The organism is Curvibacter sp. GW821-FHT01G03 (genome assembly GCF_059422285.1).
In genome coordinates, this window is sequence record NZ_JBWKWP010000011.1 from 48,681 (window position 1) to 75,068 (window position 26,388).

Below are 26,388 nucleotides of genomic sequence, written 5' to 3' on the forward strand. Positions count from 1 at the left end.
TTGGGTGGCGTGATATTTCAGCTACTTTGAACCAGGGCCGACGCAGGAGGTTATTTTGAAAATCAACTCTGGTCCACATGGTGGTGGCCGCAAGAGTTTCATGAACTGGGTTGGCACCCTGGTTCTGGGCTCTTTGGTCACCTTGGGTTCAGCCTACGCCGCACCACCCGAGGCGGGGACTGAAATTGGCAATCAGGCGCTCGCGCGCTACATCGACTCGGGTGGGACTCAGCAGGAGTCCAAATCCAACAACGCCTTGACGGTGGTTCAGCAGGTGGGGGCTTTCACCCTGGTGGACGCCAACACCAAATCGGCGTCGGCTGGCAACACGGTCTACATGCCTCACACCTTGACCAACACCGGCAACGGTTCTGACAAGTTCAGGTTGAGCGTGGCAGAGACCTTGGCCGGCGCGCCGCCCTTCACCAAGATTGCCATTTACGCAGATGCCAACGGTACCGGTTTGCCGTCAGGGACAGCGCTGTGCGCCTCGGACATCGCCACGGTCTGTACCACAGGCTTTGATCAGACAGTGGCCGGCAATGGTGGCGTGTTCCGTTTTGTGGTGGCCTACTCTGTGCCCTCGACAGCCACTGGCACATGGACCAGCAAGGCGACCGTCACGGCTGCGGCAGGGACCCCCTCGCTCTATCCGTCCAGCAACCTCACTGTCACCAACCTGGACACGGTCAACCTGACCGACGGTACCGCCTTCTCGGTCACCAAGTCCTTGAGCCTGCCCGGTGTCAAAGCACCTGGCGGCGTTGATTGGCCCAAAGCCATCACCGGTGGCCCACCGTCTGCGGCAAGCTGCTCGACCACCTGGTCGGCGGCCCTGGGTTCGGCCCCTGGCTGTACCTACGCGGTCTACACCATCAGCTTCAGCAACACAGGCGCCAAGGCCGGCGCGTTCTCGGTCCGGGATACCTTGCCTACCGGCCTGACTTACGTCACTGGTTCTGCCGTCTGGAGCGGCAACGGCGGTGTTGCATTGGCTGAGCCCGCCAACTCGGGCGCGGTGATCTACAGCGTGAACGGCAGCACCGTGCGCGCCACGGTGGCCAACGTCGCCGTCGGCCAGCAAGGCACTTTGAGTTTTGTCGTGTTGGTCAACAACTCGGCCAAGCCCGATGGCTCGAACACGGCCAACGTGGCCTACTACGGCTCGGGTGATTGCCCCACCGCGGGTTCTGCGGGCGACAGCTGCACCACCACGCCGACCAACAAGGTTCCGTTCTCGCCTTCGGTGATCTACGGTGTCGTCGCTGCCAGCATTGATACCAACCCGGTGAAGGATGCGAGCACGCCTCCGGCGATTTCGACCGCCCAGAACAACCTGGTCACCCAAGCGACCGTGACCCCCAATGGTTCGGTGCGTTTCAACAACTACATCGTCAACACCGGCAATGCGGTTGATTCGTTCAACATCAAGGCAGCGACCGATCCGGCACAAAGCCCTTACCCGGCAGGTACCCGATTCGATCTGTTCAAGTCAGACGGGTTGACCCCATTGCTGGACACCAACAACGACGGCGTCCCCGATACCGGTCCTCTGGACCCGGGGACCAGCTACGTGGTGGTGGTCAAGGCCATTCTGCCGCCTGATGCCGTCGTGGGCAGCGGGCCGTACAACGTGCTGATCACGGCCACTTCGGCGGCTGGCGGTCTCAGCGTGCTGGACTCGGTCTGGGACCAGGTGGGCAAAGTGGTGCTGGTCGCCGGGGTCGATTTGACCAACACGGCCGCCGGCACGGGCTCGGGTCTGTTGGGCAATGGTGACCTCGGTGCGGGCCCCAGCCCGAGCCCGACCATGACCCTCGGGACCACCCCGGGCGTGCCTGTGGGCTTCCCGCTGTTCATCAAGAACACCGACTCGAAGGACAACACCTACCGGCTGAACGCGAGTTCCAGCGCAGCTTTCCCAGGCAATCTGCCTGCGTCGTGGACGGTCACCTACTATGCCGCCGGCACCTCCTGCGTGCCGACGCCGCCGGCGACCACCATGCCCGCTCAGTTGACCCAACCGGTGGCGGTAGCTGCGGGCGCTCAACTGCAGGTCATGGCCTGCGTGACCCCGGCCACCACAGCCACCACGGATGTGATCCAGCCGATCTACTTCCAGGCGATCTCGAGCGCTGCGGCATCGACCGGCATCATCGTCAGCGACGTGCTGCAGGACGCTGTGGAGGTCAAGCCCGCCAAGTTCAAGAAGCTGCTGCTGACTTCCAGCCAGACCGGTCAGGTGGCCACACCCGGTTCGGTGGTCTATCTGCATACCTTGAGCAACGTCGGGACGCAAACTTGCGGTACTGGCGGCTTCAAGGTGGCCGTCGGCATGCCGACGACCGACGTGTCGGCTGGCTGGAGCTATGCGCTGGCCTACATTGATGATGCGACGGGTACCACCACCCCCATCGGCACCACGGGCACCGTTCCGCAGTTGCTGGCGGGCAAGCAATGGAAGATCCGTTTGACGGTGACCGCGCCTGCGGGTGTCTCGGATGGCTACATCAACAATGCCACGCTCACCGTGACTGACAACCCCGCGCCCGGCGACGATTGCGGAACCGTCAGCAACGTGGACAGCACCACCGTGCAGACTGCCAAGCAATTGGTGGTGGTCAAGACCCAGGCGGCTGATTTGGCTTGCACAGGCTCTGCCACCGTGTTCACCACGGCCACCTTGACGCAAAAGCCAGGCACTTGCGTGATCTACCAGATCACGGCCACCAACTACGGGGCCACTCCCCTGAGCAATGTCGCGATCAACGACATGGTGCCGGCCTACACCACCTGGGCTGCCAAGCAGCCGGTCAGCCAGTGCACCAGCACCAACACGACTGGCACGGTCATCCTGACCCACCAGGCAGGTACCTCGGGTGTGATTTGCGGCGGTGCGACGACCATGGGCCCGGGGGGCATCATGACGCTGACCTTTGCCGTGCAATTGAACCAGTAAGTGTTCATCCAGCCCCCAGCGCCGACGGCGCCGGGGGCCTCCAACTTGGGGCCGGTCCGGCCTCCATCCGACGGGAAGATCCCTGATCTGTCCTGTCCCCCAATTTCGTGACATCGCATCTGCTGCAACCCGCCTCGGGCGCTCGGGTTGGTGCGGTGTCGCCTCCCTTGTTGCGCAGGGGGCTGGGTCAGACCCCGCCCCGGTGCACCTCCATCGGAATCACCTGCCATGTGGCGTTTGTTGAGCATCTTGTTTCGAGCGGTTTGTGTCCGTGGGACGCAGGCCCTGCTTCTGGCGTCGCTGTTGGCCTGCGGTGCCTGGGCGGCCGTGGCGCCCCCGGGCACCTTGATTCCCAACATCGCAGGGGTCCTGCTGTCGATTGACACGCTTCCCTTGCTCAAGCCTTCCAACGAGGTGTACGTTCAGGTTCCCTTCGACACCGACCGCATTGGCGTGGCCAAGCAGGCCAGCCAGCCCATCGTCAATCTGGATGCCTCGGGCACACCGGATGGCACGGCCACCGTGTCCTTCACCTTGCGGGTGCGCAGTTACGCTCAGGACACCCTGTCCAAGGTCGTCCTGCTGGATCAAATCGAAGGCAGTGGGGCCAGTCAACTGGGCAGCTACACGCCCAATGCCGTACCGGGTGTCGGCCAATACACGGTCTTGCCCAACAGCCTGGTGCTGCTGTTCACCACGGCCCCGATCAACGCCAGCTCGCTCAATCAAGGCTTCACCGGCCAGACCGCTGCCAGCAACCTTTTGCAAGGGGAGGTGAGTCTGCCGCGTGGGGCCGAGTTCACCCTGCGCTTTGATGTGCGGTACAACCTCAGCGGCCGTCAGGGCCTGCTTTACAACAGCGCCCGGGCCTGTGCACAGACCGTGGGGCCTCCGCCGACCACGGTGTGTGATGATTCAGTCGACGGCTTCAACCCGGACGTCAATGGCGACGGAGACCCCACGAACGATGGCTCGCCCACGCCCGTACCCACCCAGTTGCCGGCACTGGCCTTGCTCAAAAGTGTCAGCAGCCCGCGCCCCACCGCCACGGCAGGGGTCTATGAGGTGGACTACACCCTCAGTGTCAGCAACATCGGTGGCGCCATCGCCCCCGCGCTGCACCTCATTGACAACCTGGACTGCACGTTCCTGACTGGCCAAGCGGAAGGCGCGGTGGCCTCGTGGCGCCTGCTTTCCGCCCCCTTGTCCAAAACCGGGGTCCTGACGCCGTCTGCGGCCTACACAGGTCGTGGGGTGGGAGATTGCGGAAGCGCGGCACCATTGGATTTCCCAAGTTCAAGCACGCTGGACTTGCTCAACGGCACACAGGGCCTCGCGCCCGGCCAAAGCGATGCCATCAGCATCACGGTCGAACTCACGCTGAAGCCTGAGTTTGTCACCACCGGTGCGCTGGTCAGCAACAAGGCCTGGGCCTGGGCGGGTGGCACGGTCGCAAGGGCTCAGGCCAGCCGGGCTGGCAGCGCCAATGTGCTCGCATGGGCCTATTCCAGTGTCGACCTGATTTTGCAGGCGGTCACCCCCAGCGTGACCAGCTTCACCCTGCGCAAAGAGGGCTCAACCGCGCAGGCCGAGATCGGCGATCAACTGGATTACACCCTGGTGCTGCAGAACAACGGTGCTGCCCCTCTGAAGACGGTTTCTGTGCGGGATCAGTTACCGCCTGGCTTCACCTATGTACCCGGGTCGGCTCGCGCCGCGTTGCTGTCGTCCAGTGCAGGAGAGCCCGTGTGGGCGCCGTTGGCCGAACCTGCACGTGGCGCAGCCTTGATTTTCAGCGCGCCTGGCCTTGAACTGCCTCCGCAGGGCCAGTGGGCCGTGCGCTACCGCGTTCGAATTGGTGCCGGGGTGCCCAGCAGCGGCGTAGCCATCAATCAGGCCCAGGCTACAGCCAATGGCAGCCTGTCCAACCTGGCCACCTGGCGCGTCCGGGTGAGCGGCGGTGTGTTTGCCGACGACGCTTTTGCTTTCGGCAAGGTCTTCCTGGACTGCAACCGCGATGGCATCCAGTCTGAAGGTGAACTGGGCATACCGGGGGTGCGCCTGATGATCGAGGATGGCACCAGTGTGATCACCGACATCGAGGGCAAGTGGAGCCTGTATGGCTTGCGACCGGTGACCCATGCCCTCAAGATCGATGCCACCACATTGCCCCAGGGCGCACACCTGTCTGTGCTCTCCAACCGCCACGCGGGTGTCGGCGACAGCCAGTTCCTGGATCTCAAGAAGGGTGAGTGGCATAAAGCCAATTTCGCGGTTGACAACTGCGAGGCCCCCGAACTGCTGGCCGAGGTGGCAGAGCGGCGCCGACTCATCGAGGCTCAGCCCGTCCGTGAGGGCGACGCCGGAGCCCGCCTGCGGGCCCGCCTCGATCCCAAAGCACAGCCTATGCCGCGCGCCGAACCTCGGGCGTTGCCGGCCAGCGGTGAGTTTGGCAGCGATGGCGCCATGCGTGCCAACAGCGTCGCGCCGCGTCCCTTGATCGACCTGCCCGGGGCTGGTTCGTCAGCTTCTGGGGCCGCTTTGGCCACGCAGCAGGCGCAGGCGTTCACCTCGCCGTTCCCGCCCGACGATGAGCGGGCTGTGGCTGGGGTGGTGGTGGTCCCCGAGGACTCCTCTGCCGTCGACGCAACCGCCGCCAAGCAACCGGCTGAGCCAAGTCTGGAGGAGGTCTTGGTGGACCAGGACAACGCGCTCGCCTTCTTGGGCCTGAAAGAGGGGGATGTGTTGTCGACGCGCCAGGTCAACCTGCGTGTGAAAGGGGCTGTGCAGGGCAGCATCAGCCTCAAGGTCAACGGAGAGTCTGTGCCGGACAGCCGCGTTGGCAAGCGCGTGGTGCTGGAGGCCAAGGCGTTGCGGGCTCTTGAGTTCGTGGCTGTCCAGCTGAAGCCGGGCCGCAATCAACTCGAAGCGGAGTTGCTCGATACCTTTGGCAATCCGCGTGAGCGTGTCACGATGAACGTCACAGCCCCGGGGCCTCTGGCGCGTCTGCTTCTGAAAGTGCCCGAAACCGCTCAGGCCGATGGCAAGACCCCCATCAAGGTCCAGGTGCGCCTGGTCGATGCTGCCGGCGTGCCCGTGCAGGCCCGTACCGTGTTGAACCTGGACACCTCGGCAGGACGCTGGAACGTCAAGGATCTGAACCCCGCTGAGGCGGGTGTTCAGGTGGTGGTGGAAGGTGGCCAGGGCGAGTTCGACCTGTTGCCGCCCACCGCCCCTGGCGATGGCCGCATCAGCCTGAATTCGAACCTGGTCTCGGCCAGCGCCCGTTTGGTCTACCTGCCCGACTTGCGTCCCCTGACCGGTATCGGGGTGGTGGAAGGCGTGATCGACCTCAGCGGTCGGGGTGCCATCAACCTGGGGGGCGCGGCCCGTGGAGCCTTTGAGTCAGAGCTCAACAGCTTCTCCACCCAATCGGGTGATCTGCATGCGGCAGCCCGCACGGCGTTCTTCTTCAAGGGGGCGATCCGTGGCGACTACCTGTTGACCACAGCCTATGACTCGGACAAGCAGAAAAACGTGCAGATGTTCCGCGACATCCAGCCCGATCAGTTCTACCCGGTGTACGGTGACTCGTCAGTCAAGACCTTCGATGCCCAAAGCGTGGGCAAACTGTATGTGCGCATCGACAAGAACCGATCCTTCCTGCTGTATGGTGATTTCGTCACGGCCTCCTCGCCTGAGGTGCGCCAACTCAGCCAGATCAACCGGGCTGTCAGCGGCGTGCGCCATCACTACGAGGACGCCGCGACGCGGGTCGACACTTATGCCAGTCGTGACACGCTGACACAGCAGATCCAGGAGTTTCCCGCCAACGGTACCTCGGGTCCCTTCAGCCTGCCCGGTCTGGGCGACATGGTGGCCAACAGCGAATCGGTGGAAGTGCTTGTGCGGGACCGCAGTCAGCCGCAAACGGTGCTCAAGACCACCGCGCTGACCCGCTTTGTCGACTACACCATCGAGCCCATCAGCAAGACCCTGCTGCTCAAGGCCCCGGTGAGTTCGCTCGACCCAGAGCTGAATCCACAATCCATCCGCGTCAGCTACACCGTTGATGCCGGCGGCACGCCATTCTGGGTGGCCGGCGTGGACGCTCAGCGCAAAGTCAATGACGCGCTTCAGCTGGGAGCCGTGGCCGGCATCGACAACAACCCCAACGGAGGGCGAAAACTGATCGCAGCCACCGCGCTGGCCCGGTTGGGAGAGAAAGCCACGGCGTCCGCTGAGCTGGTGCAGACCGAGTCTGACCTGAAAGGCAGTGGCAACGCGGCCCGCCTGGAACTGCGCCGCGACGACGAGCAGACCCGCGTGCAGGTCCAGTTGACCAAGACCAGTGAATTTTTTGACAACCCCAATGCCACCACAGCACCAGGCCAGACCCTGGGCAACCTGAAGCTGGAGCACAGCCTCAGCCCCAGCACCAAACTGCGTGCCGAAGCACTCTACAGTGCCAGTGATGTGGCCGGTGCCGCGGCCAATATGCGGGGCGCGGCGGTCAGCGTGCAGGAACGCCTCAGTGACATGGTGGTGGGTGAGCTGGGCCTGCGCACGGGTCAGCAGTCGGGCCAAGGTGCCGGGGCGTTCAACTATGGAACGGTTTCGTCGGCCAACGGGCCTTCCATGTCGCAAACAGGCGTTTCGGCCAGCAACCTGGGCTTTACCAGCGTGCGGGGGCGTTTGACCAGCAAGGTGCCCGACGTACCGGAGGCCGAGGTCTTTGTCGAGGCCGAACAAGGCCTCAATGAGTCGCAGCGGCGTGCGCTCGCGGTAGGGGGCAATTACCGCCTGACCGAGAAGACCCGCGTCTATGGACGTTATGCACTGATCTCCAGCCTGTACAACAGTCCTTACGACGCCAACTCCAGTCAACAGAACAATGTGGGCCTGATCGGTTTCGAAAGCCAGTACAGCGAGGGCGGGCGCCTGTTCAACGAATACCGCATGGTGGATACCATCGACGGCCGAGGGGCGCAGGCGGCGATGGGTTTGCGTCAGACCCTCAAGCTCACCGAGCACCTGCGTGGCACGGGCGGCATCGAGCACACCGGCGCCCTGGGCGGCGTGGCAGGCCAGGCGTCCACCGCATTGACGGGCGGCTTGGAGTACGCACTCGAAGACACCTTGCGCGCCACAGGCACCCTGGAGCTGCGCCATGGCACCGATTCAAACGGCTTTCTCAATACCCTGGGTGTGGCCCTCAAGATCGACCGAGACTGGAGCCTGCTGGCGCGCTCCATCGTCAGCGACACGCGCAGTCGAACGCCTTCGGGAACCAGCGCGCTGCTGCAGCGCCAACAAATTGGCTTTGCCTACCGTCCGGTAGAACAGGACGAATGGAATGCGATCGCCCGCTACGAGCATCGACTGCAGCGCAACGACAACGGCAATGCCTCACTGATAGTGCCTGGCGTCACCGATCTGGCGGCGCACATCGTCAGTGCGCAGGCCAACTGGCAGGCCAACCGGTCTTTGCTGGCCAGCGCCCGTTATGCCATCAAGTGGGGTTCCCTGCGTTCTGACACCCTGCGCAGCAGTGCGCTGACCCAGTTGGTGATGGGGCGGGTCACCTACGACATCACCTCGGAATGGGATGTCGGCGCCCAGGCGGGCCTGGCCGTCACGAGGGGCGGGTCGCGGGAGTTGGTGTTGGGGGCCGAGGGCGGTTATCAGTTGATGCCCAACCTGTGGATGTCGGCGGGCTACAACTTCCGTGGTTTGAAGGACCCCGATCTCGGTGGGTCTTCGTTCACCAGCAAGGGGCCCTACATGCGCATGCGCTTCAAGTTTGATGAGAACACGATTTCACCGCGTGCTCTCCGCACAGGCGTTGCGCCGTGAGTTGGAACGGTGCTCGCGCAGAACGCGCCCCCTGGTGCGCTCTGCATGACTATGTACTCAATGCTAACTTCAGCGTGAGGATTTGATGACTATTCGAATTTTCGGCTTGTTGCTGTGGATGTTCACCCTGTGGGGCATGAGCCCTGTGGCCCGTGCCGCACCGGCGCCGGCTTCCTTGGCCTGGAACATCACCATGTTGCCCGACAATGGGGTGCCCTACGTCTTTGCAACCACTGCAGGGCCCAGCAGCCCGAACGGGCTCACCAGCATGGGGCCGATCAGTGTCCCGCCCTCGGGCTACACCTCCGCGTACACCCCTTTGACCAATCTGTACACAGACACCCAGATGGGGGGCTACAACGGCAAGGGGACCTTCGGCGGGGCGACCAGCACTTTTGTGGGCGGCAGCTTTGACAGCAGTTGGGGCATCCAGGAGGTTGTTTGTACTGACACGGCCGCCAGCATCAGTGGCAACCCCAGTGGCAGCTGGAGCCTGCCCTTCACCTGGCCGCAGGCCAATTTCACGGTGCCGGGCACGTACATCCTGCCCGGGGCCAAGATTCTGTGCAAGATGATCTACGGCCCCAGGGGCTTGAGCCTGAGGAAGACCAACCCGCCTCAGTTGGTGCCCGGTGTCGCGGCCACCTACACCCTCAATGTGGCCACCTCCACCATCCCGACCTTGATGGACCCCGTGCTGTATGTGGTCGACCAACTGCCTCCCAATGTCGAGTACATCACGGCCCGACCGGTGGCCGGCGCCGGGTTTTCCGACACCAGGTGCACCCCTTCGGGTGCCCTGAGCACTGGCTTGTTGCTGACCTGTCAGGCCACCCGACTGCCACCGGTGCCTTACGGTGGCATCATGTCCTTCGAGATCGTCGTGCGACCCACCGCAACGGCGAACGGGCTGGCGCTGCGCAATGTGGCCGTCACCAATCCCACAGGCTCGGGCCCCTCCCTCAGCCCGAGCTCCTGCATCGGCGATGGCAACCCCCAAGGCTGTGCCGTCACCGGCACGCTGACGGTGGGCGGGCGAAGCCTGGGGCTGACCCTTCAGGGCAGCCAGCCTGGTACCTACACCTTCAGCGGGAACAATGGCTGGGCTACGCAGGCCTTGACGATCAGCACGGCAGGCACGCCTGTGGTGGGCGAGACGCAGGCGCTGACGGCTTCCGCCGTCACCACGCTCAACCTGAGCAGCAGTGTCAGTGGCCAGACCATCAGCGGCGTCACTTGCACGGGTCTGGCGGGGGGGAGTGTCAGCTTCACGGCCACCAGCCTGAGCCTGGATGCCAAGGCCACCGCCTTGGGCAACGCGCTGAGCTGCAGCATCACACTGGGCAGCGCTTTCCTGAATTTGAGCAAGAGCAACCCGTCAAGCCTGCAGGTTGGAGCTTCAGGCAGCTACACCTTGGTGCTCAGCAACAAGGGCACGGCAGCGACCAGTACGCCCTATGTCGTGGTGTTTGATCAGTTGCCGCCCAACGTCCAGTACACCGGCATGACTGTGTTCACCCCTCCTGGCGGCCTCACGCTGACGGCCTCCAGCAGTTGTTCGGCGTCGGGCACGGTCGCGGCCGGGCAGTTGGTGACCTGTAACTTGTACCCCCCCGCAGGCGGCATCCTGGCCAACGGCGGGCAGGTGGGTATCAAGCTCAACGTCACGCCCCAGGCCCCTGCGCCGTCAAGCATCAACAAGGCGGCAGTCGATGCCTCGGGGGCCAATGCGGTCCAAACCCCAGCAAGTTGTACCGCCGACGGCGTGCCGATGGCGGGGTGTGCCGTGGCGCCTGCCTTGTCGATTGGCTCACTCAAACCTTTTGTCAGCTTTTCGGTGGTGGGCCAGGGCGGCGACGGTCTGAGTGCCAGCTTCAACAACCCCGCTGGCAGCGGCAGCGCCACGGGAGGCAGCAGCGGGGGGGCTGGCTGGGTCAATGCCAATGTCACCACCGGCGCTACCTCGGGTGGCGCACTGGGAACCCCGGCGCAAAGCCTGGGCAGCACACCTGCACAAGCTTTGAGCGCGGGCTTGGGGGCACGCATCGTGGTCAGCACCGCCAGCCTGGTGCAGGGCGGCAGTTGCACCATCACCGACACGCAGGGCAATCCTGCCACGGGTGTCGCCACCTTCAACGTCGGTGACCGAAGCTTCAGTTTCGACAGCGCAGCCACCGGGGCTGATCGCCTGATCAATTGCACCCTGACGCTGGCCCAGCGCAGTACCTTGAGCTGGTATGCGGCGTACAAGAGTCCGCCGGGCCCGCCATCGACCTCCACAGGGGCCAATTGGTCAGGTACCTGGATGATCCCTGGATCGGCCAATGCCAATGGCTATGGCACAGCAACGACAGGCAACATGAACGGGCAGGCCCTGACCAAGACGGGTGATCCTTGGCAGTCGGCAGCCAGCATCGACGTGGTGTTGGCCAACGTTTACACGCTGACCCAGGTGGCTGTGAACGCCCGGTCAAAGCCTTACCCCAACAGTGAAGCCAACTACCTGGGCTACACGGGGGTTTACAGCTGCACCGACCTCAATGCGGCCAACAGCGGCAACCCGAGCGTGCTGCCGGCTTCGGCCATCACCCAATTGGGTCTCTATCCCTATCCAGGCGCCGGGACGCCCAACATCGAGTTTCAGATTGCTGCGGCCTATATCGCCCCTGGTGCCCGTTTGCTTTGCTCGGTTCTGTACACCAATCCGAGCGGCTTGGTGCTCAGCAAGACCAATCCACCGTTGTTGATTGCAAATCAGACTTCGTCCTATGCCCTGAGCTTGCTCAACCTCAACAGTGCGGCCAGTCCCACCACCATCAAGGTCTATGACCAGCTTCCCCCCAACCTGGCCTACGTGGGGGCAGCACCGGCCAGTGGTGGCTCTGTGGTGCCCACCGGAGTCAGTTGCAGCGCCAGCGGCAGCGTGGACACCGGCCAACTGCTGACTTGCACGGTCACGCTGCCCGCCGGGTTGGCGTCCGTCGGTGGTAATGCCAACTTCCGCATCGATGTCAAGCCAACCCTGGCGGCTGCAGGCCAAAGCCTGATCAACAGGGCCATGCTTGATCCTAGCGGGGCCAATGCTGTCCAGAATCCGGCCAGTTGCACCGCCAATGCCGTGCCGGCGGGTTGCGCGGTGACCCCGGCACTCACGGTGCAGGGGCCCCTGTTGCTGCTGCAGTTGCAACTCAACAGCAGTGTGCCGGGCACGGTGACCTTCACAGGCAACAATGGCTGGGCGAGCCAAAGCCTGAGTGTGGCCACCGCAGGCACACCTGTCACGGGAGCAGCCCAGGCGCTGGCACAAACCGGTGTGGCCACTCGACTGACCCTGACCAGCCCGGCGGGTTGGTCGTTGAGCAGCGTGAGCTGCCTAGACCAGAATGCGGCCAGTTCGGGGAATCCGGCCAGTGTGATCAACCCATCCATCAGCAGCGGCAACACCTTCGAACTGCCCGCCAGCGTGGTGCGCAGCGGCGCCGCACTGGTTTGCACGGTGACCAACAGTTACGGGGGCTTCATCCTCAGTGGCCAAGTGCTGCTGGACAACGGGGTAGGGACGGGCGGCGTGGCGCACGATGGTGTGCAAAACGGCAACGAGGCCGGCCAAAGCGGTGTGGTGTTGCAACTCACAGACTGCGGCAAGACCGTGTATGCCAGTGCCATCACCGACGGGGCTGGCCTGTTCGCCCTCGGCACCAGTGCGGCGCCAGCGGGCCCGGTGTGTGTGACACAGACGCTGCCGGCAGGCTATGTGAGTGTCAGCGCTCAGGTGGGTAACACGGGGGGCAGCTACAACCCAGCGACCCAGACCTTGCGTTTCACGTTGGTGGCGAGCACCAGCTACAGCGGTGTGCTGTTCGGTGAGGTGGCCATGAGCCAGTTGCTGGGCGAGGGCGCCCAGCAACTGGTGCCGGGGCAGAGTGTGTTCTATGCCCATCACTATGTGGCGGGCAGCACGGCCAGTGTGGCGTTCTCCAGCAGCGATCAACCCAGCGACAGCACTGACCGCTGGAGCAGCCTGATCTACAGCGACAGCAATTGCAACGGTCGGCTCGATGCGGGCGATTCGGTGCTGGCCGGGGCCGTCAGTGTGCAGGCGGGGCAGCAGCTTTGCCTGCTGCTCAAGGTCAACAGCCCGGCGGGTCTGGGGGTGGGGGCGCGCAACCTCAGCACGCTGCAGGCCCTGGAGACCTACCAGCCGGCGCCGGTTTGGGGCGCCCTGGTGAACCGGCTCAGCCGCTTGGATGTGAGCACGATCGGCACGGCCCAGGGGGGAACGTTGAGCCTGCTCAAGCAGGTTCGGCGCGTGGCCAGTTGCCCGAGCACGGCGGCCGACACCCAGCCCTTTGCCACGGTGAACCAGGCGCAGCCAGGCCAGTACGTCGAGTACCAGGTGGTGTACAGCAACAACTCGGCCGGGCCGCTGACGTCCATCCGCCTGTCTGACTCGGTGCCGGCCTACACGGTTTACCGTTCGGCTGGCTGCGGCACGGTGCCCTCTGGCCTGCAGAGTTGCAACCTGCTCCAGCAGCCCGCCGTCGGCGGCACAGGCGGCCTGTTGTGGGAGCTGACCGACGCTCCAACCACAGCCGCCGCGGTGGGCCTGCAGCCCGGTGCCAGTGGTGCGGTGGTCTTTTGCGTGCAGATCCAACGCTGAAGACCCTGCCAATCAAGCCTCAGGCCGGCGTGACGCCGCCGGGTCTTCTCCCGTCGCAGGGGCCATTGGATGGGGGCCTGGCTCCCTGCGGGCGTTGGCACACCTCGCCTTGGCATTCGTGGTCAGACGGATGCCGCTCAGCGTCATTTTTGGGGTGTTCTCGCCGGGCCCGCCTTGACCGGGTTCCGGGGGGCTCTCATGGCTCCACCGTGTGCCTCCGCGACAAGGCTTGAGCTGCCGAGTGGGGTCTCTGCAGATCCACCCAACCTCCTATCGTCGCCGTTCGGCTCGTGACTCGGGCTTCCTAGCGCCATATGCCGGTTCCGCATGACCGCCCGGGTATCGTGACCGCCGGGTGTCGAGGACGACTTGCGCTTGATTTCAAGATGTCGATGCGCGCGGAGCATGGAATGAAAAACAACTATGGCGGGCTTTTACTCGTCGCACTGGGTTTTGTATTCGGATCGACCAGTGCTTGGGCAAGCCGAACGACGGCGGGCGGGTGCGGGGCCTTCGATTCGGTAGGCTGGCGGTTGACAAACACCGGCCTTTCGATTCCTGACAATGCCGTGGTGGGGCAGTCTTTGGGGGTGGTCGCCACCGCTGATGTCGCGGTCTCCAATTCGGTCTATGCCTGCAACACGACCAATGACACGGGGATCTTCAACATCGGATTGGTGGGGGCTTTCACCAATCAGTGGCCCGTGACCGGTGCCGACGGCTTGTGGGCCACTTCCACGCCGTACATCAACTTCAAGGTCACAGGCAATGGGGCCTCGATCCGGTCATTTGTCGGCAATGCGGCCAGCCCGTTGGGTGTCAGCATTTCAACCGGCCAGGTTCCGCCGGTGTACAGCTTCAACGTGTCACAGGGGGTGATTCACTTCAGTGTGGAGGCCGTGGTGGGGGGCATCGGCAAGCCACCTGCCGGAACCACGATTTCGACCGGCTATTTGCCTGAGGCCAGCTACCTACTGGGCTTGTTGGGGGCTGGCGATGTGCTGACCTACAACGACGTGGTGAAGGTGGTCGGCACGGCCGACGGCTCCACCAGCATCCCGATTCTGAGTCAACCGACCCCCTCGGCTCCCAGCCTGTGGTTGGGCAAAAACCTTTTCAGCGCCTTGCAGGTCGGGGTGCCTGTCCAGTACCAGATCGACGTCATGAACGACGGACCAGGTGCTTCGGGTGCCACGGTGGATGTGTATGACCAGTTGCCGCCCAACGTGGCCTATGTTTCGGCCAGCAATGCGGCCTGCGCCGTGATCGCCGGCCAAGTCAGCACGGGTCAGCTGCTGAAGTGCACGGTCAGTGGCAGCATCGCGGCCAAAGCCGGCAGCACATTCAAAGTGACCGTCACGCCGCAGGCTGTGGCCTTGGGGCAGGCCCTTAAAAACACGGCTGCAGCCGATTCATCGGGCGCCAATGCCGTGCTCAACCCGACAAGCTATTGCGTGGCCAATGGCAACCCCAAAGGTTGTGCCATCACCGTGCCAGCCACCGTGTCTGCGGGCACAGCGCCTCCGACGCCAGCACCGTCATCTACTTTCCAGTACACGGTGCCGGCGGGCATCTACCAGATCAGTGCCTCTTTGACGGGGGGGGGCGGCGGCGCCGGGGGAAATGACGGGACCACGCTGGGGGTTTCGGGTGGGGTTGGCGGCAAAGTCACAGCGCTCATCAACGTGATGCCCGGGCAGGTCTTTTCGGGCGTGGTCGGTGGTGCCGGCAGTGTCGGGGCTTCGTCCAGCCTGGTGGCGGCGGGCGGGGCCGGCGGTGTTGGCGGCTGGGTGGGCGTGGGGGTCGCTGCTGGGGCTGGCGGAACGGGCGGTGGTGTCGGGACGTCTGGCGGTGGCGGCGGTGGCGGCGGGGCTTCCAGCCTGACCCTGGCTTCGCCGGCCGGTCCCACTGTGCTGGTCGCCGGTGGGGGCGGCGGTGCGCAGGGAGCGGCTTACCTGAGCACGGCGTGGGTCGGCGGCGCTGGCAGTGCCCCGGCTTTGGCCACTGCGGCCAGTTGTTCCATCCTCCCCGGCACCGCGGGGCAATCCCTCGGAAGCACTCTGGATGGCGGTGGCGGCGGTGGCGGAGGGTCCGGGGCGGTGGCGGGTCTTGGCGGGACGGGGCACCGGGATCGCACAGCCGAGGGCACTCAATCGTCTGCCGGAGCCTCGTGCTACAGCACGGCCAGTGGGCAGTTTTATGGCGCTCCGGCGCTGGCCGCCGGTGCCAACGCTGGCCAGGCTGGGGCCTGGGCAATCACACCGTTGCCATCGCTGCTCAGCATGAGCAAGGCCACGACCGGCTTGATGGGCGGTGTTCGAGGGGTTTACACGTTGACCATCAGCAACAGCGGTACCGGCGGCAGCAATCCGACGCTGACTTTTTACGAGCAACTGCCCCCCAAGATGGCCTACGCCGGGGCGGTGGCAAACCCCGGCGGCACGGTGAACCTGCTGAGCGCACCGGTGTGCACGGTGCTCAACGGCACGAGCCTGGACACGGGCCTGTTGCTGGCCTGCTCGGTGCAACTGCCACCAGGAGGGGTTCCCGCAGGGGGCAATGTGCAAATTGATTTGCAGGTCACGCCGGCGGAAGTGTTGATCGGCCAGGCCGTGACCAACAAGGCCCAAATCGATCCCAGCAGCCAGAACGCCGCCCAGAACCCAGTGGCTTGCACGGCGACCAACAACCCTGCTGGGTGCGCGGTGTTGGCTCACACGGTCACTGCGCCTCCTTTGAGTTTGAGCAAGACCAATCCCGGTCGCCTGATCGTGGGCTTGCCAGCGGTCTATTCGCTGTTGCTCAGCAATGGGGCGGGCAGTCGGCCCACCGTGAACAACCTGGTGGTGTACGACCAGTTGCCGCCGAACTTTCAATTCAACACCGCCTCGCCTGCCAGCACGGGGACCGTCACCCCGAGTGCGGTGAGTTGCGCGGCCAGCGGGGCGCTGAACACCGGGTTGGCGTCCGTCGGTGGTAATGCCAACTTCCGCATCGATGTCAAGCCAACCCTGGCGGCTGCAGGCCAAAGCCTGATCAACAGGGCCATGCTTGATCCTAGCGGGGCCAATGCTGTCCAGAATCCGGCCAGTTGCACCGCCAATGCCGTGCCGGCGGGTTGCGCGGTGACCCCGGCACTCACGGTGCAGGGGCCCCTGTTGCTGCTGCAGTTGCAACTCAACAGCAGTGTGCCGGGCACGGTGACCTTCACAGGCAACAATGGCTGGGCGAGCCAAAGCCTGAGTGTGGCCACCGCAGGCACACCTGTCACGGGAGCAGCCCAGGCGCTGGCACAAACCGGTGTGGCCACTCGACTGACCCTGACCAGCCCGGCGGGTTGGTCGTTGAGCAGCGTGAGCTGCCTAGACCAGAATGCGGCCAGTTCGGGGAATCCGGCCAGTGTGATCAACCCATCCATCAGCAGCGGCAACACCTTCGAACTGCCCGCCAGCGTGGTGCGCAGCGGCGCCGCACTGGTTTGCACGGTGACCAACAGTTACGGGGGCTTCATCCTCAGTGGCCAAGTGCTGCTGGACAACGGGGTAGGGACGGGCGGCGTGGCGCACGATGGTGTGCAAAACGGCAACGAGGCCGGCCAAAGCGGTGTGGTGTTGCAACTCACAGACTGCGGCAAGACCGTGTATGCCAGTGCCATCACCGACGGGGCTGGCCTGTTCGCCCTCGGCACCAGTGCGGCGCCAGCGGGCCCGGTGTGTGTGACACAGACGCTGCCGGCAGGCTATGTGAGTGTCAGCGCTCAGGTGGGTAACACGGGGGGCAGCTACAACCCAGCGACCCAGACCTTGCGTTTCACGTTGGTGGCGAGCACCAGCTACAGCGGTGTGCTGTTCGGTGAGGTGGCCATGAGCCAGTTGCTGGGCGAGGGCGCCCAGCAACTGGTGCCGGGGCAGAGTGTGTTCTATGCCCATCACTATGTGGCGGGCAGCACGGCCAGTGTGGCGTTCTCCAGCAGCGATCAACCCAGCGACAGCACTGACCGCTGGAGCAGCCTGATCTACAGCGACAGCAATTGCAACGGTCGGCTCGATGCGGGCGATTCGGTGCTGGCCGGGGCCGTCAGTGTGCAGGCGGGGCAGCAGCTTTGCCTGCTGCTCAAGGTCAACAGCCCGGCGGGTCTGGGGGTGGGGGCGCGCAACCTCAGCACGCTGCAGGCCCTGGAGACCTACCAGCCGGCGCCGGTTTGGGGCGCCCTGGTGAACCGGCTCAGCCGCTTGGATGTGAGCACGATCGGCACGGCCCAGGGGGGAACGTTGAGCCTGCTCAAGCAGGTTCGGCGCGTGGCCAGTTGCCCGAGCACGGCGGCCGACACCCAGCCCTTTGCCACGGTGAACCAGGCGCAGCCAGGCCAGTACGTCGAGTACCAGGTGGTGTACAGCAACAACTCGGCCGGGCCGCTGACGTCCATCCGCCTGTCTGACTCGGTGCCGGCCTACACGGTTTACCGTTCGGCTGGCTGCGGCACGGTACCCTCTGGTTTGCAGGCCTGCAAGCTGACGCAGCAGCCGGCGCCGGGCGGGACCGGTGCCCTGCAATGGGACCTGAGTGATGCGCCGGCCAGCGCCCTGGCAGTCGGCCTGCAGCCAGGAAGCAGCGGGTCAGTGATGTTCTGCGTGCAGATCCAGAGCTGAACTCCGGTGCTGCCGTGCCTGGTGCTCACGCTTGACCCAGGGCCGAACCCAGCCGAACCGCTCTGCTGGCCGTCTTGAGGACGGTGTCATGAGCCCTGCAATTGCAACTGGCCGCTGAGCTGGCGCAGTTCATTCAAGGCCTTGGCAAATTCGCCGGCCTCGATCAACGAGGCCACCCGTTTGAACGCGCTGGCATTGGGGTGGTCATGCAGCAGATGGGCAATCGGGCGGGCCAGGCTGGCCGCATGGGTGTCACGCTCGGACAGCAGGGTTTCAAGTTCGGCCCACAGGGGGCTCACGAGGTTTCGCAGCGCCTGGCTGAGCGGGCTTCGCACAGTCATGCTATTTGCGACACCGGCCGGTCTGCCTTGGCCCGCATGGCGGCCCCAGCGTGCCGCCATGCTGACCAGCAGGACGGGGTCAATGGGTTTGCTCAGGTGGTCATTCATGCCGGCCCGCAGGCAGGCCTGCTTGTCACTGGGCAAGGCGCTGGAGGTCATGGCCACAATGGGCAGATCAGCAAAACGGGGGTCGGCTCGCAGCCGGCGGGTGGCTTCAAGACCGTCCATTTGCGGCATCTTCCAATCCATCAACACCAGATCGCAGGGCATTTGATGCAGTTGGTCCAGTGCTTGTTGGCCATTGGCGGCCGTGCTGACCACGGCGCCGGCCTCGGTCAGCAGGGTGGTCGCCAGCTCTTGGTTGACATCGTTGTCCTCCACCACCAGCACGCGAAGCCCCGCCAAGGGCAGAGGCTGGTGTTCGGTGGGCGGGCAGGCCACGCCTTGCGGCGAGGGCATTGCAGACCGTTGCAACTCATGCAAGGCCTGGTGCAGTGCATCCTGGACCGATCTTGGACTGACCGGCTTCTCCAGGACCGCGGCCAGCTTCATGCCCCGGGCCGCCTCCAAAAGGTCATCTCGGCTGTGGGCCGTGACCATGATGACGGACAACGGCGGCCCTTTGTCAGCCGATTGCTGCATTCGGCGCACAGTCTCGAGTCCGTCCATGTCGGGCATCTGCCAGTCCATGAGCACCAGGTGGTAAGGCTCACCTCGGTTCCGGGCGTTCTGCAGTTCGGCCAAGGCTTGCTGGCCATTGGTGACGGCATGGACCTGAGGGTGCAGGGAGCCGAGGATGCTGACCAGCACCTCCCGAGAGCCAGGTTCGTCGTCGGCGATCAGCACCCGCAGGTCCTGCAGCCGGGGCGGTGGGGGGAGGTGAGGGCTGCCCACGCTGGGCACACCCAGCCTGCAGGTGAAGACAAACCGAGTCCCTTGCCCTGGTTCGCTTTCCACCCACACCTGCCCTTGCATGATCTCGATCAGGTGGCGCGAGATGGCCAGGCCCAAGCCGGTGCCCAAGGGGGAGCGGACCGGTGCAGCGTCGACTTGGACCAGCGCTGAAAACAGGCCGGCGATCTGCTCGGGTGTCAGGCCCAGGCTGGTATCGCGCACCTCGAAACGCAGCAGTGCCTGGGTGTCGTCCTTGTCCAGGCAATCGACGCGAACTCGGATTTCGCCCTCTTCCGTGAATTTCAGGGCGCTGCCCACCAGGTTCAGCAGGACCTGCCCCAGACGCATCTGATCACCCACCAGGGTCGAGGGCACCTCGGGGCTGACCTCGAAACGCAGGCCCAGGCCTTTTTCGTCGGCCTCCAGCACGGTCTGGCTGGTCAGCGTGTCCAGCGCCTCGCACAGCAAAAAGGGGCGGTGTTCGAAGGAGAGCTTGCCGGTCTCGATCCTGGAGAAATCGAGCACGTCATTGATGACCCGCATCAAACTGCGCGAAGCGGCCACCACGCGGTTCAGGTGATGACGGGCCCGTTCGGGCAGGTCGGTGCGCAGGGCCAGTCCGGTCATGCCCATGATGACGTTCATGGGGGTGCGAATCTCGTGGCTCATGCCGGCCAGAAAATCGTCACGACTGCGGTGGGCGGCCGCGGCGGCGGCCATGGCGTCGCGCAGGGCCTTCTCGGCCTGCAACTGTTCGGTGACGTCGATGCCGAACGAGATCTCAGCCACATCGCCATCCTCAACGTGCATGACGTCCTGAGGCAAGGGTTCGGTGAAACGCCAGATGATGCGCCGCCGCTCGCCACTGAGGTGGGTGATGTCGTAAGTGCGTTCCTGCACGGCATTGCGCTGATCGGACCCGATGTCGTCCAGGCGCAGTTCGGGGTTCAGGCGGGCCTGGATGGCGGACCACTCCAGACCCAATACTTCGCCGCGCTGGTAACCGCTGGCACGGGCCGCTGCGTCGTTGAACAGGGTGATGTGGCCTTGAGGATCGACCCCCACCACGATGATGTCGGCCGACTCGATCAGCTTTTCCAGCAACTCGCGTGCGTGGCGGGACCGGGCCTCTGATTTGCCCAGAGCCTCCATCTGCTGGTGCAGCTTCGCCGCCATGGCGTAAAGGGCCGTCAGCAGCTGCCCGGGCTCATCGTGGTACCCCTGGCATTCGGGGGTGGGCTGCCAGTCGCCGGCGGCCACACGCTGCGCCACCTCCACGGCCTTGGCCAGTGGGCCGGCAATGCTGCGCCGAATCAGGTGGGCCAGACCGATGGCTGCCAACAGCGACAGGGCGAGCACCCCCAGCAGCCACAGGGTTTCTGAAGTGACACGTTGGGCCACCCACTCTTCTTCCCGGGCACTGTGGGCTTCGGCGGCCGGGATCGTCATGTCCACGGCATGACGATGTTGCTCATACAGGGCGTTGAGCTTGGCAAGAGAGGCCTTGTGGGCCTGAGGGGCGTGGTTTTCCAGGCTGGGCAGGTAGTGTTGCCACACCTCGTCAAAAAATGCGTCTGCGGCAAAGTTCAGCTCGTCCAGCATCGTGCTGGGCAGTCCCAGATCGGCAAGGCGTTCCTGCCAATGGGCATGGCGCTGCCGGTACTGGGTCTCCAGATACCTCAAACGCTGCACCAGATCCGAAGAGGGGCTTGAATCGGCTGCACGCTCCAGTTGCAAGCACAGCAGATACGATTCAACAATATAAAGCGGTGGCGGCAGCAGATCGGAGACCAGGTCTTTTGATTCTCCGATGCGGTGAAAGACCTCCCCGCCCACTTTGATTTCATGCAGTGTCTTGAACGACCAGAGTCCGAAAATGGAAAAACTGATTGTGAACATGACAATCAGCAGGTACAGGCGTCGAGATAAATTCAAAGACCGAAGCATGAAAAATTCCATTCTGGATTGAGAGGGTCTTGAATGCCGAGCTTGAAGCGGGTTTTGGTCAGTAAAGCGCTCGATCCTCTATTTATTGGCTTGATTTGTCAATAAATGTCCCAGTCGCTGGCACTCAGGCGACCCATTGGCAATGGCCTATGCTGCCTGCCTGGGCTGGATATTCAAGCCCTTGAACTGTTAATTTATGCAAGTTCAAATGTTTTTAATAAACAATTAAATGCGTCGATGGTCAGGGGCATTTAAAAAAATGAGACATTCATGCGCTCTTTCGCGATGAAAGAGACAGGAAGATCGCCTGAAGAACAAATATGAGATCCGTGAATCTGGATCTGCTGTGCGTTCATCTGCGCTGCCGATGCCGTGGTGCCCTCTGGGGCCGGGCCCCGGACCACAGGGTGTCTGGCGTGGCCGCGTCAGTGCGTGACGCCCAGGCGCTGTTGCAGCAGGGTGCTGGTGGTGGTGTATTGCAGGCGCACCGGCTGCTCGGGGTGCACCAGGGCCACGGCGGCAAAGGCTGCCAGGGTGGCTTCATGGAAGCCGCACAGAATCAGCTTGCGCTTGCCTGGGTATTGGTTGATGTCGCCCACCGCAAACAGCCCGGCCTCGGCCGTGCTGAAGGTGGCCGGGTCGACGGGCAGCAGCTTGCGCTCCATGGCCAGGCCCCACTGGGCCAGCGGGCCCAGGCGAGGTGACAGGCCCAGGTAGGCCTGCAGACTGTCCAGAGGCAGGGTGTGCTCGGTGTCGTCATCGGTGGCGATCAGCAGCCCTGTCAGGCGCTCACCCTGCGGCGTGGCATGGGTTTGCACCCCGATGGGCTGGCCCAGCTGCACACGCAGCAGGCCGGTCTGACGCAGCTGTTGCAGGGTTTGCAGCAGGGCTGGTTCAGCGTCAAAAACATCTTTGCGATGCAACAGCGTCACCTGACGCGGGCCAGGGGCCCCAGCCTGTCCAGCGGCGGCCAGCGTGATTGCCGCCTGCACGGCCGATGCATCGCCCCCCGTCACGACCACCCGTTGTCCCGCCAGGGGGGCGGCGTCGGGCGTCTGGTTGTAGTGCACCTGGGTACCTTCAAAGGCCGCCAATCCTTCAACCCGCAGGGTCCGGGGCACAAAAGCGCCGACGCCGGCGGCAACGAACACCGTGCGGGCCAAAAAGCGCTGGCCCCGGGTGGTGTCGGCCAGCCAGCGGCCGTCGACCTGCCGTTGCAGGCTGCAGACTTCCTGGTTGAAATGGAAACTTGGTGCAAAGGGGCGCAACTGGGCCAGCAACTGGGCCGCCAGCTCACGACCCGTGCAGCGCGGGATGCCCGGAATGTCGTAGATCGGCTTGTCGGGGTACAGCGCGACGCACTGTCCCCCGGCTTCGGGCAGGGTGTCCACCACCTGGGCGCGAAGGCCCTGCAGGCCCAGTTGAAAGGCCTGGAACAGCCCGACCGGGCCCGCCCCAATCACCAGGGCATCGGTTTCGATGGGGAGGGCAGGGCTCATGGGCTGCGGCGGCTCCGTGGGGCAGGTGCCCCGCCGGATCAGCGGATCAGGTCAGCCAGCTTGCCGGGCTTGTTGTTCCAGGCGTCGGCGTCAGGCAAGGCCGGCTTGCGCTTGGTGATGCTCTTCCAGCCATCGGCCTGGGCCAGTTCGGCGTTGAGCTTGATGAAGGCGATCTGATCCGAAGGGGTGTCTTCTTCTGCAAAGATGGCGTTGGCCGGGCATTCCGGGATGCAGACGGCGCAATCGATGCACTCGTCCGGATCAATGACGAGCATGTTCGGGCCTTCGCGGAAGCAGTCCACGGGGCACACATCCACGCAATCGGTGAATTTGCACTTGATGCAGTTTTCGGTAACGACGTGAGTCATGAGGGGCTCTGTTCGGTGGGGTGGGCATCCCGGATGCTGCCGCGCATCGGCTCAGCATTCGGAAAAACCCTGGATTTTAGGGATTTTCACAAGCCCTGCCGGCATGTGGGGCCCACATGCCGGCGTCAAGGGCCTATTTTTTGCGTCGGATCAAGCGTTCACGAGCACCGCAGCCGCGGTTTTGTTGCTCGCGGTGTCCACCAGGATCAGGGAGCCGAGGGCCCGCGCCTGGGCAAAGGGCAGGGTGGCCACGGCCTCTTGCAGCGCCAGTTCGATGTGCCCGATGCTGTTGGGCGGCAACTCGGTGGCGTCTTCCTCGGCCAGGGTGTTGATGTCGAGCTTGTGCACGATGCGGCTCACCTTGGCCTTGACCCAGCGGTGCCCGTGCAGTGCCCAGTAGACACGGCCAGGCACCAGCGGCTCGTCGTCCAGCCACGACACGGTGGCCTTCAGGCTGCGCTGGGCTTCGATCTGGCCTGGAGCCAGCAACCAGTCGCCGCGCGACACGTCGACCTCGCGGTCCAGCACGATGCCCGCGCTGTGGCCGGCTTCGATGTCACCTGGGCGGCGGGCGTGGTCCAGCACCTGGGCCACCGTGGCACTCTGCCCGCTGGGCAGCACGGTGATGGCCTGGCCGGGTTTCACGCTGCCGGCGGCCACACGGCCCCAGAACACGCGGCGGCCCTGGCTGGTGTCGGACGAGGACGAGAACTTTTCGACCCACTGCACCGGGAAGGCAAACGGCTGCTCGACGTCGGCGTGGGTGATGGGCAATTGCTCCAGCAACTGCAGCAGGCTGGGGCCCTGGTAGCCGCACCAGTCGGCTTGGGCATCGACCACGTTCCAACCCTTGAGGGCCGACACCGGGATGGTGGCGCGCACGGTGATGCCCGCCGCGGCAGCGAACTTGTGCAGGGCCGCACTGATGTGCTGGAAGGCCAAGGCTGGGTCTTCCACGGCATCGAGCTTGTTCACGGCAAACACCAGCGAGGTCACGCGCAGCAGATTCACCAGCAGCGAGTGGCGGCGCGTCTGCACCAGCAGTTCGAGCTCAGGGTTCTTCCAGTCCAGCTTGGTGGCATCCACCAGCACCACGGCGGCATCGGCGCTGCTGGCGGCGGTCACCATGTTGCGGGTGTACTGCTCGTGGCCAGGCGCATCGCCAATGATGAACTTGCGGCTTTCGGTGGCGAAGTAGCGGTAGGCCACATCGATGGTGATGCCTTGTTCGCGCTCGGCCGACAGACCGTCGGTCAGCAGGGCCAAGTCGGTTTCGCCTTGGCGCTGCACACCGGCCAGGTGGTCTTGCAGCACGGCCTTGCTGTCCACCAGCAGGCGCCCGATCAGGGTGCTCTTGCCATCATCGACCGAGCCGCAGGTGATGAAACGCAGGGCGGGGCGCAGCTCGGTGCTGCTCACGGGGGCGGTGGGGTTCAATTCAGTCGTGCTCATCAGAAGTAACCGTCCTTCTTGCGTTTTTCCATCGAGGCGTCAGAGGTCTTGTCGTCCATGCGGGTGGCGCCGCGCTCGCTCACGTCGGCGGCCAGGGTTTCGATCACGATGTCGGCCGGGGTGGCGGCCGTGCTCTCCACCGGGCAGGTGCAGGTGATGTCGCCCACGGTGCGGAAGCGCACGTCGCGCAACTGCACCTCTTCGCCGTCCTTGGCAGGGGTCAGCTCGGTCACCGGCACCAGCAGGCCACGGCGGTCCACCACCGGGCGCTGGTGGGTGTAATACAGCGAGGGCAGGGCGATCTGCTCACGGTCGATGTACTGCCACACGTCCAGCTCGGTCCAGTTGCTGATCGGGAAGACCCGGAAGTGCTCGCCCGGGGCCAGGCGGGTGTTGAACAGGGTCCACAGTTCGGGGCGCTGGGCCTTGGGTTGCCATTGGCCGAAGCTGTCGCGGTGCGAGAAGATGCGTTCCTTGGCGCGTGCCTTCTCTTCGTCGCGGCGGGCGCCACCGATCAGGGCGTCAAAGCGGAATTCTTCAATCGCTTCCAGCAGGGTGACCGATTGGTGCACGTTGCGCGACTCGCCCGGGTGGGCCAGGCGCACGGTGCCGCGCTTCATCGAGTCTTCCACGTTGCGCACGATCAGCTCGGCGCCCAGCTCCTGGGCCCGGAAGTCGCGGAAAGCCGTCACCTCGGGGAAGTTGTGGCCGGTGTCGATCATCAACAACGGGTAGGGAATGCGGCCCGCGCCAAAGGCCTTTTCGGCGCATTTGAGCATCACCAGCGAGTCCTTGCCGCCCGAAAACAGCAGGGCGGGGCGTTCGAAGGCGGCGGCCACCTCGCGCAGGATGAAGATGGTCTCTTCTTCCAGCGCGTCCAGGTGGGCGTTGCTGAGGTGGCTGAGGTTCTGGGTGCCGTTGACGGTCATGTTCTGAGGCTCAAGCAATTGGGGATCGGTTCGGGTGTTCATGCGTTCACCGGGCGGATGGGGATGATGCTGGAGGCCGGTGCATCGTCATCCTTGGCAACGTGCAGACCACACTCCTTGGCAGATTCCTGCTCCCACCACCAGCGGCCCGAGCGGAAGTCTTCGCCCAGGGTGACGGCACGGGTGCAGGGGGCGCAGCCGATGCTCGGGAAGAACTGGTCGTGCAGCGGGTTGTAGGGCACGGCATTCAGCTCGATGAAGCGCCATACATCGCCCAGCGTCCAGTTGGCCAGCGGGTTGACCTTGGCACGCTCGCCGCTGCTGTCGATGTCGGGTACTTCGGCGCGGGCATTGGATTGCTCGCGGCGCAGGCCGGTGATCCAGGCCTTCTTGCCTTCCAGGGCCTGGGCCAGGGGCACCATCTTGCGGATGTCGCAGCAGGCCTTGCGCAGTTCGATGCTCTTGTACATGGCGTCTTCGCCGTTGGCCGCCACAAAGGCGTCTGCAGCAGCGGCGTCGGGGCGGTAGACGTCAACGGTGTTGCCGTAGCGCGCCTCGATCTGCCCGATCAGGGCCAGGGTTTCGGCATGCAGCTTGCCCGTGTCCAACACAAAGACGCTGACGCCTTCGGTTGTGAGCACGCCGGCCTGGTGCATCAACTCGGTGATCACCATGTCCTCCACCCCCAGGCTGGAGGCCTGGGTGATGGGCGTGTACTCGGCCACGGCGCGCTGCAGCAGCGCGATGCTGGCTTTCACCTTGGCCTCGAAGTCTTTCGAGGCGGTGTGGGCGTAGAGGGAAATGGCACTCATGGTCGCGGGGGGCTTTGTTTTG

Annotated in this window: 10 protein-coding genes; 4 read left to right on the forward strand and 6 right to left on the reverse strand. The window is 64.4% G+C overall.

Annotation, left to right across the window (positions count from 1 at the left end; all coding sequences use genetic code 11):
• Positions 1 to 100: 100 nt before the first annotated feature.
• The 4 genes from AC07VS_RS17135 (at position 101) to AC07VS_RS17150 (ending at position 18,124) form a co-directional block, all read left to right on the forward strand.
• On the forward strand, positions 101 to 2,959 hold the full coding sequence (locus tag AC07VS_RS17135) for a hypothetical protein (RefSeq protein ID WP_494751558.1): 2,859 nt from the start codon (positions 101 to 103) through the stop codon (positions 2,957 to 2,959).
• Between the two features lie 228 nt (positions 2,960 to 3,187).
• Entirely contained in the window at positions 3,188 to 8,815 is a 5,628-nt protein-coding gene (locus tag AC07VS_RS17140; protein ID WP_494751559.1) for a hypothetical protein, read from the forward strand.
• An 85-nt stretch (positions 8,816 to 8,900) separates the two neighbouring features.
• On the forward strand, positions 8,901 to 13,475 hold the full coding sequence (locus tag AC07VS_RS17145) for a prealbumin-like fold domain-containing protein (protein ID WP_494751560.1): 4,575 nt from the start codon (positions 8,901 to 8,903) through the stop codon (positions 13,473 to 13,475).
• Between the two features lie 569 nt (positions 13,476 to 14,044).
• Positions 14,045 to 18,124 (forward strand): prealbumin-like fold domain-containing protein, encoded by a 4,080-nt coding sequence (locus tag AC07VS_RS17150; protein ID WP_494751561.1) that lies wholly within the window; start codon positions 14,045 to 14,047, stop codon positions 18,122 to 18,124.
• A gap of 86 nt (positions 18,125 to 18,210) precedes the next feature.
• On the opposite strand, the gene AC07VS_RS17155 is transcribed toward AC07VS_RS17150, so the two are convergent.
• The 6 genes from AC07VS_RS17155 to AC07VS_RS17180 all read right to left on the reverse strand — a co-directional run bounded on the left by AC07VS_RS17155 (position 18,211) and on the right by AC07VS_RS17180 (position 26,366).
• Positions 18,211 to 21,258 (reverse strand): hybrid sensor histidine kinase/response regulator, encoded by a 3,048-nt coding sequence (locus AC07VS_RS17155; RefSeq protein ID WP_494751562.1) that lies wholly within the window; start codon positions 21,256 to 21,258, stop codon positions 18,211 to 18,213.
• 473 nt (positions 21,259 to 21,731) lie between these two features.
• Complete coding sequence (locus tag AC07VS_RS17160) at positions 21,732 to 22,805, reverse strand: NAD(P)/FAD-dependent oxidoreductase (RefSeq protein ID WP_494751563.1); 1,074 nt, start codon at positions 22,803 to 22,805, stop codon at positions 21,732 to 21,734.
• A 38-nt stretch (positions 22,806 to 22,843) separates the two neighbouring features.
• Positions 22,844 to 23,173, reverse strand: a complete 330-nt coding sequence (gene fdxA, locus AC07VS_RS17165) for a ferredoxin FdxA (RefSeq protein WP_492345241.1) — start codon at positions 23,171 to 23,173, stop codon at positions 22,844 to 22,846.
• A 150-nt stretch (positions 23,174 to 23,323) separates the two neighbouring features.
• Positions 23,324 to 24,625 carry a sulfate adenylyltransferase subunit 1 gene (locus AC07VS_RS17170; RefSeq protein WP_494655591.1) on the reverse strand — a complete coding sequence of 434 codons (1,302 nt, stop codon included), beginning with the start codon at positions 24,623 to 24,625 and terminating at the stop codon, positions 23,324 to 23,326.
• Positions 24,625 to 25,596 (reverse strand): sulfate adenylyltransferase subunit CysD, encoded by a 972-nt coding sequence (cysD, locus tag AC07VS_RS17175; protein ID WP_492345243.1) that lies wholly within the window; start codon positions 25,594 to 25,596, stop codon positions 24,625 to 24,627. Before cysD ends, AC07VS_RS17170 begins: the two co-directional genes overlap by 1 nt.
• Positions 25,593 to 26,366: a phosphoadenylyl-sulfate reductase gene (locus AC07VS_RS17180; RefSeq protein WP_494655592.1), complete on the reverse strand. Its 774-nt coding sequence runs from the start codon at positions 26,364 to 26,366 to the stop codon at positions 25,593 to 25,595. Before AC07VS_RS17180 ends, cysD begins: the two co-directional genes overlap by 4 nt.
• Positions 26,367 to 26,388 lie beyond the last annotated feature (22 nt).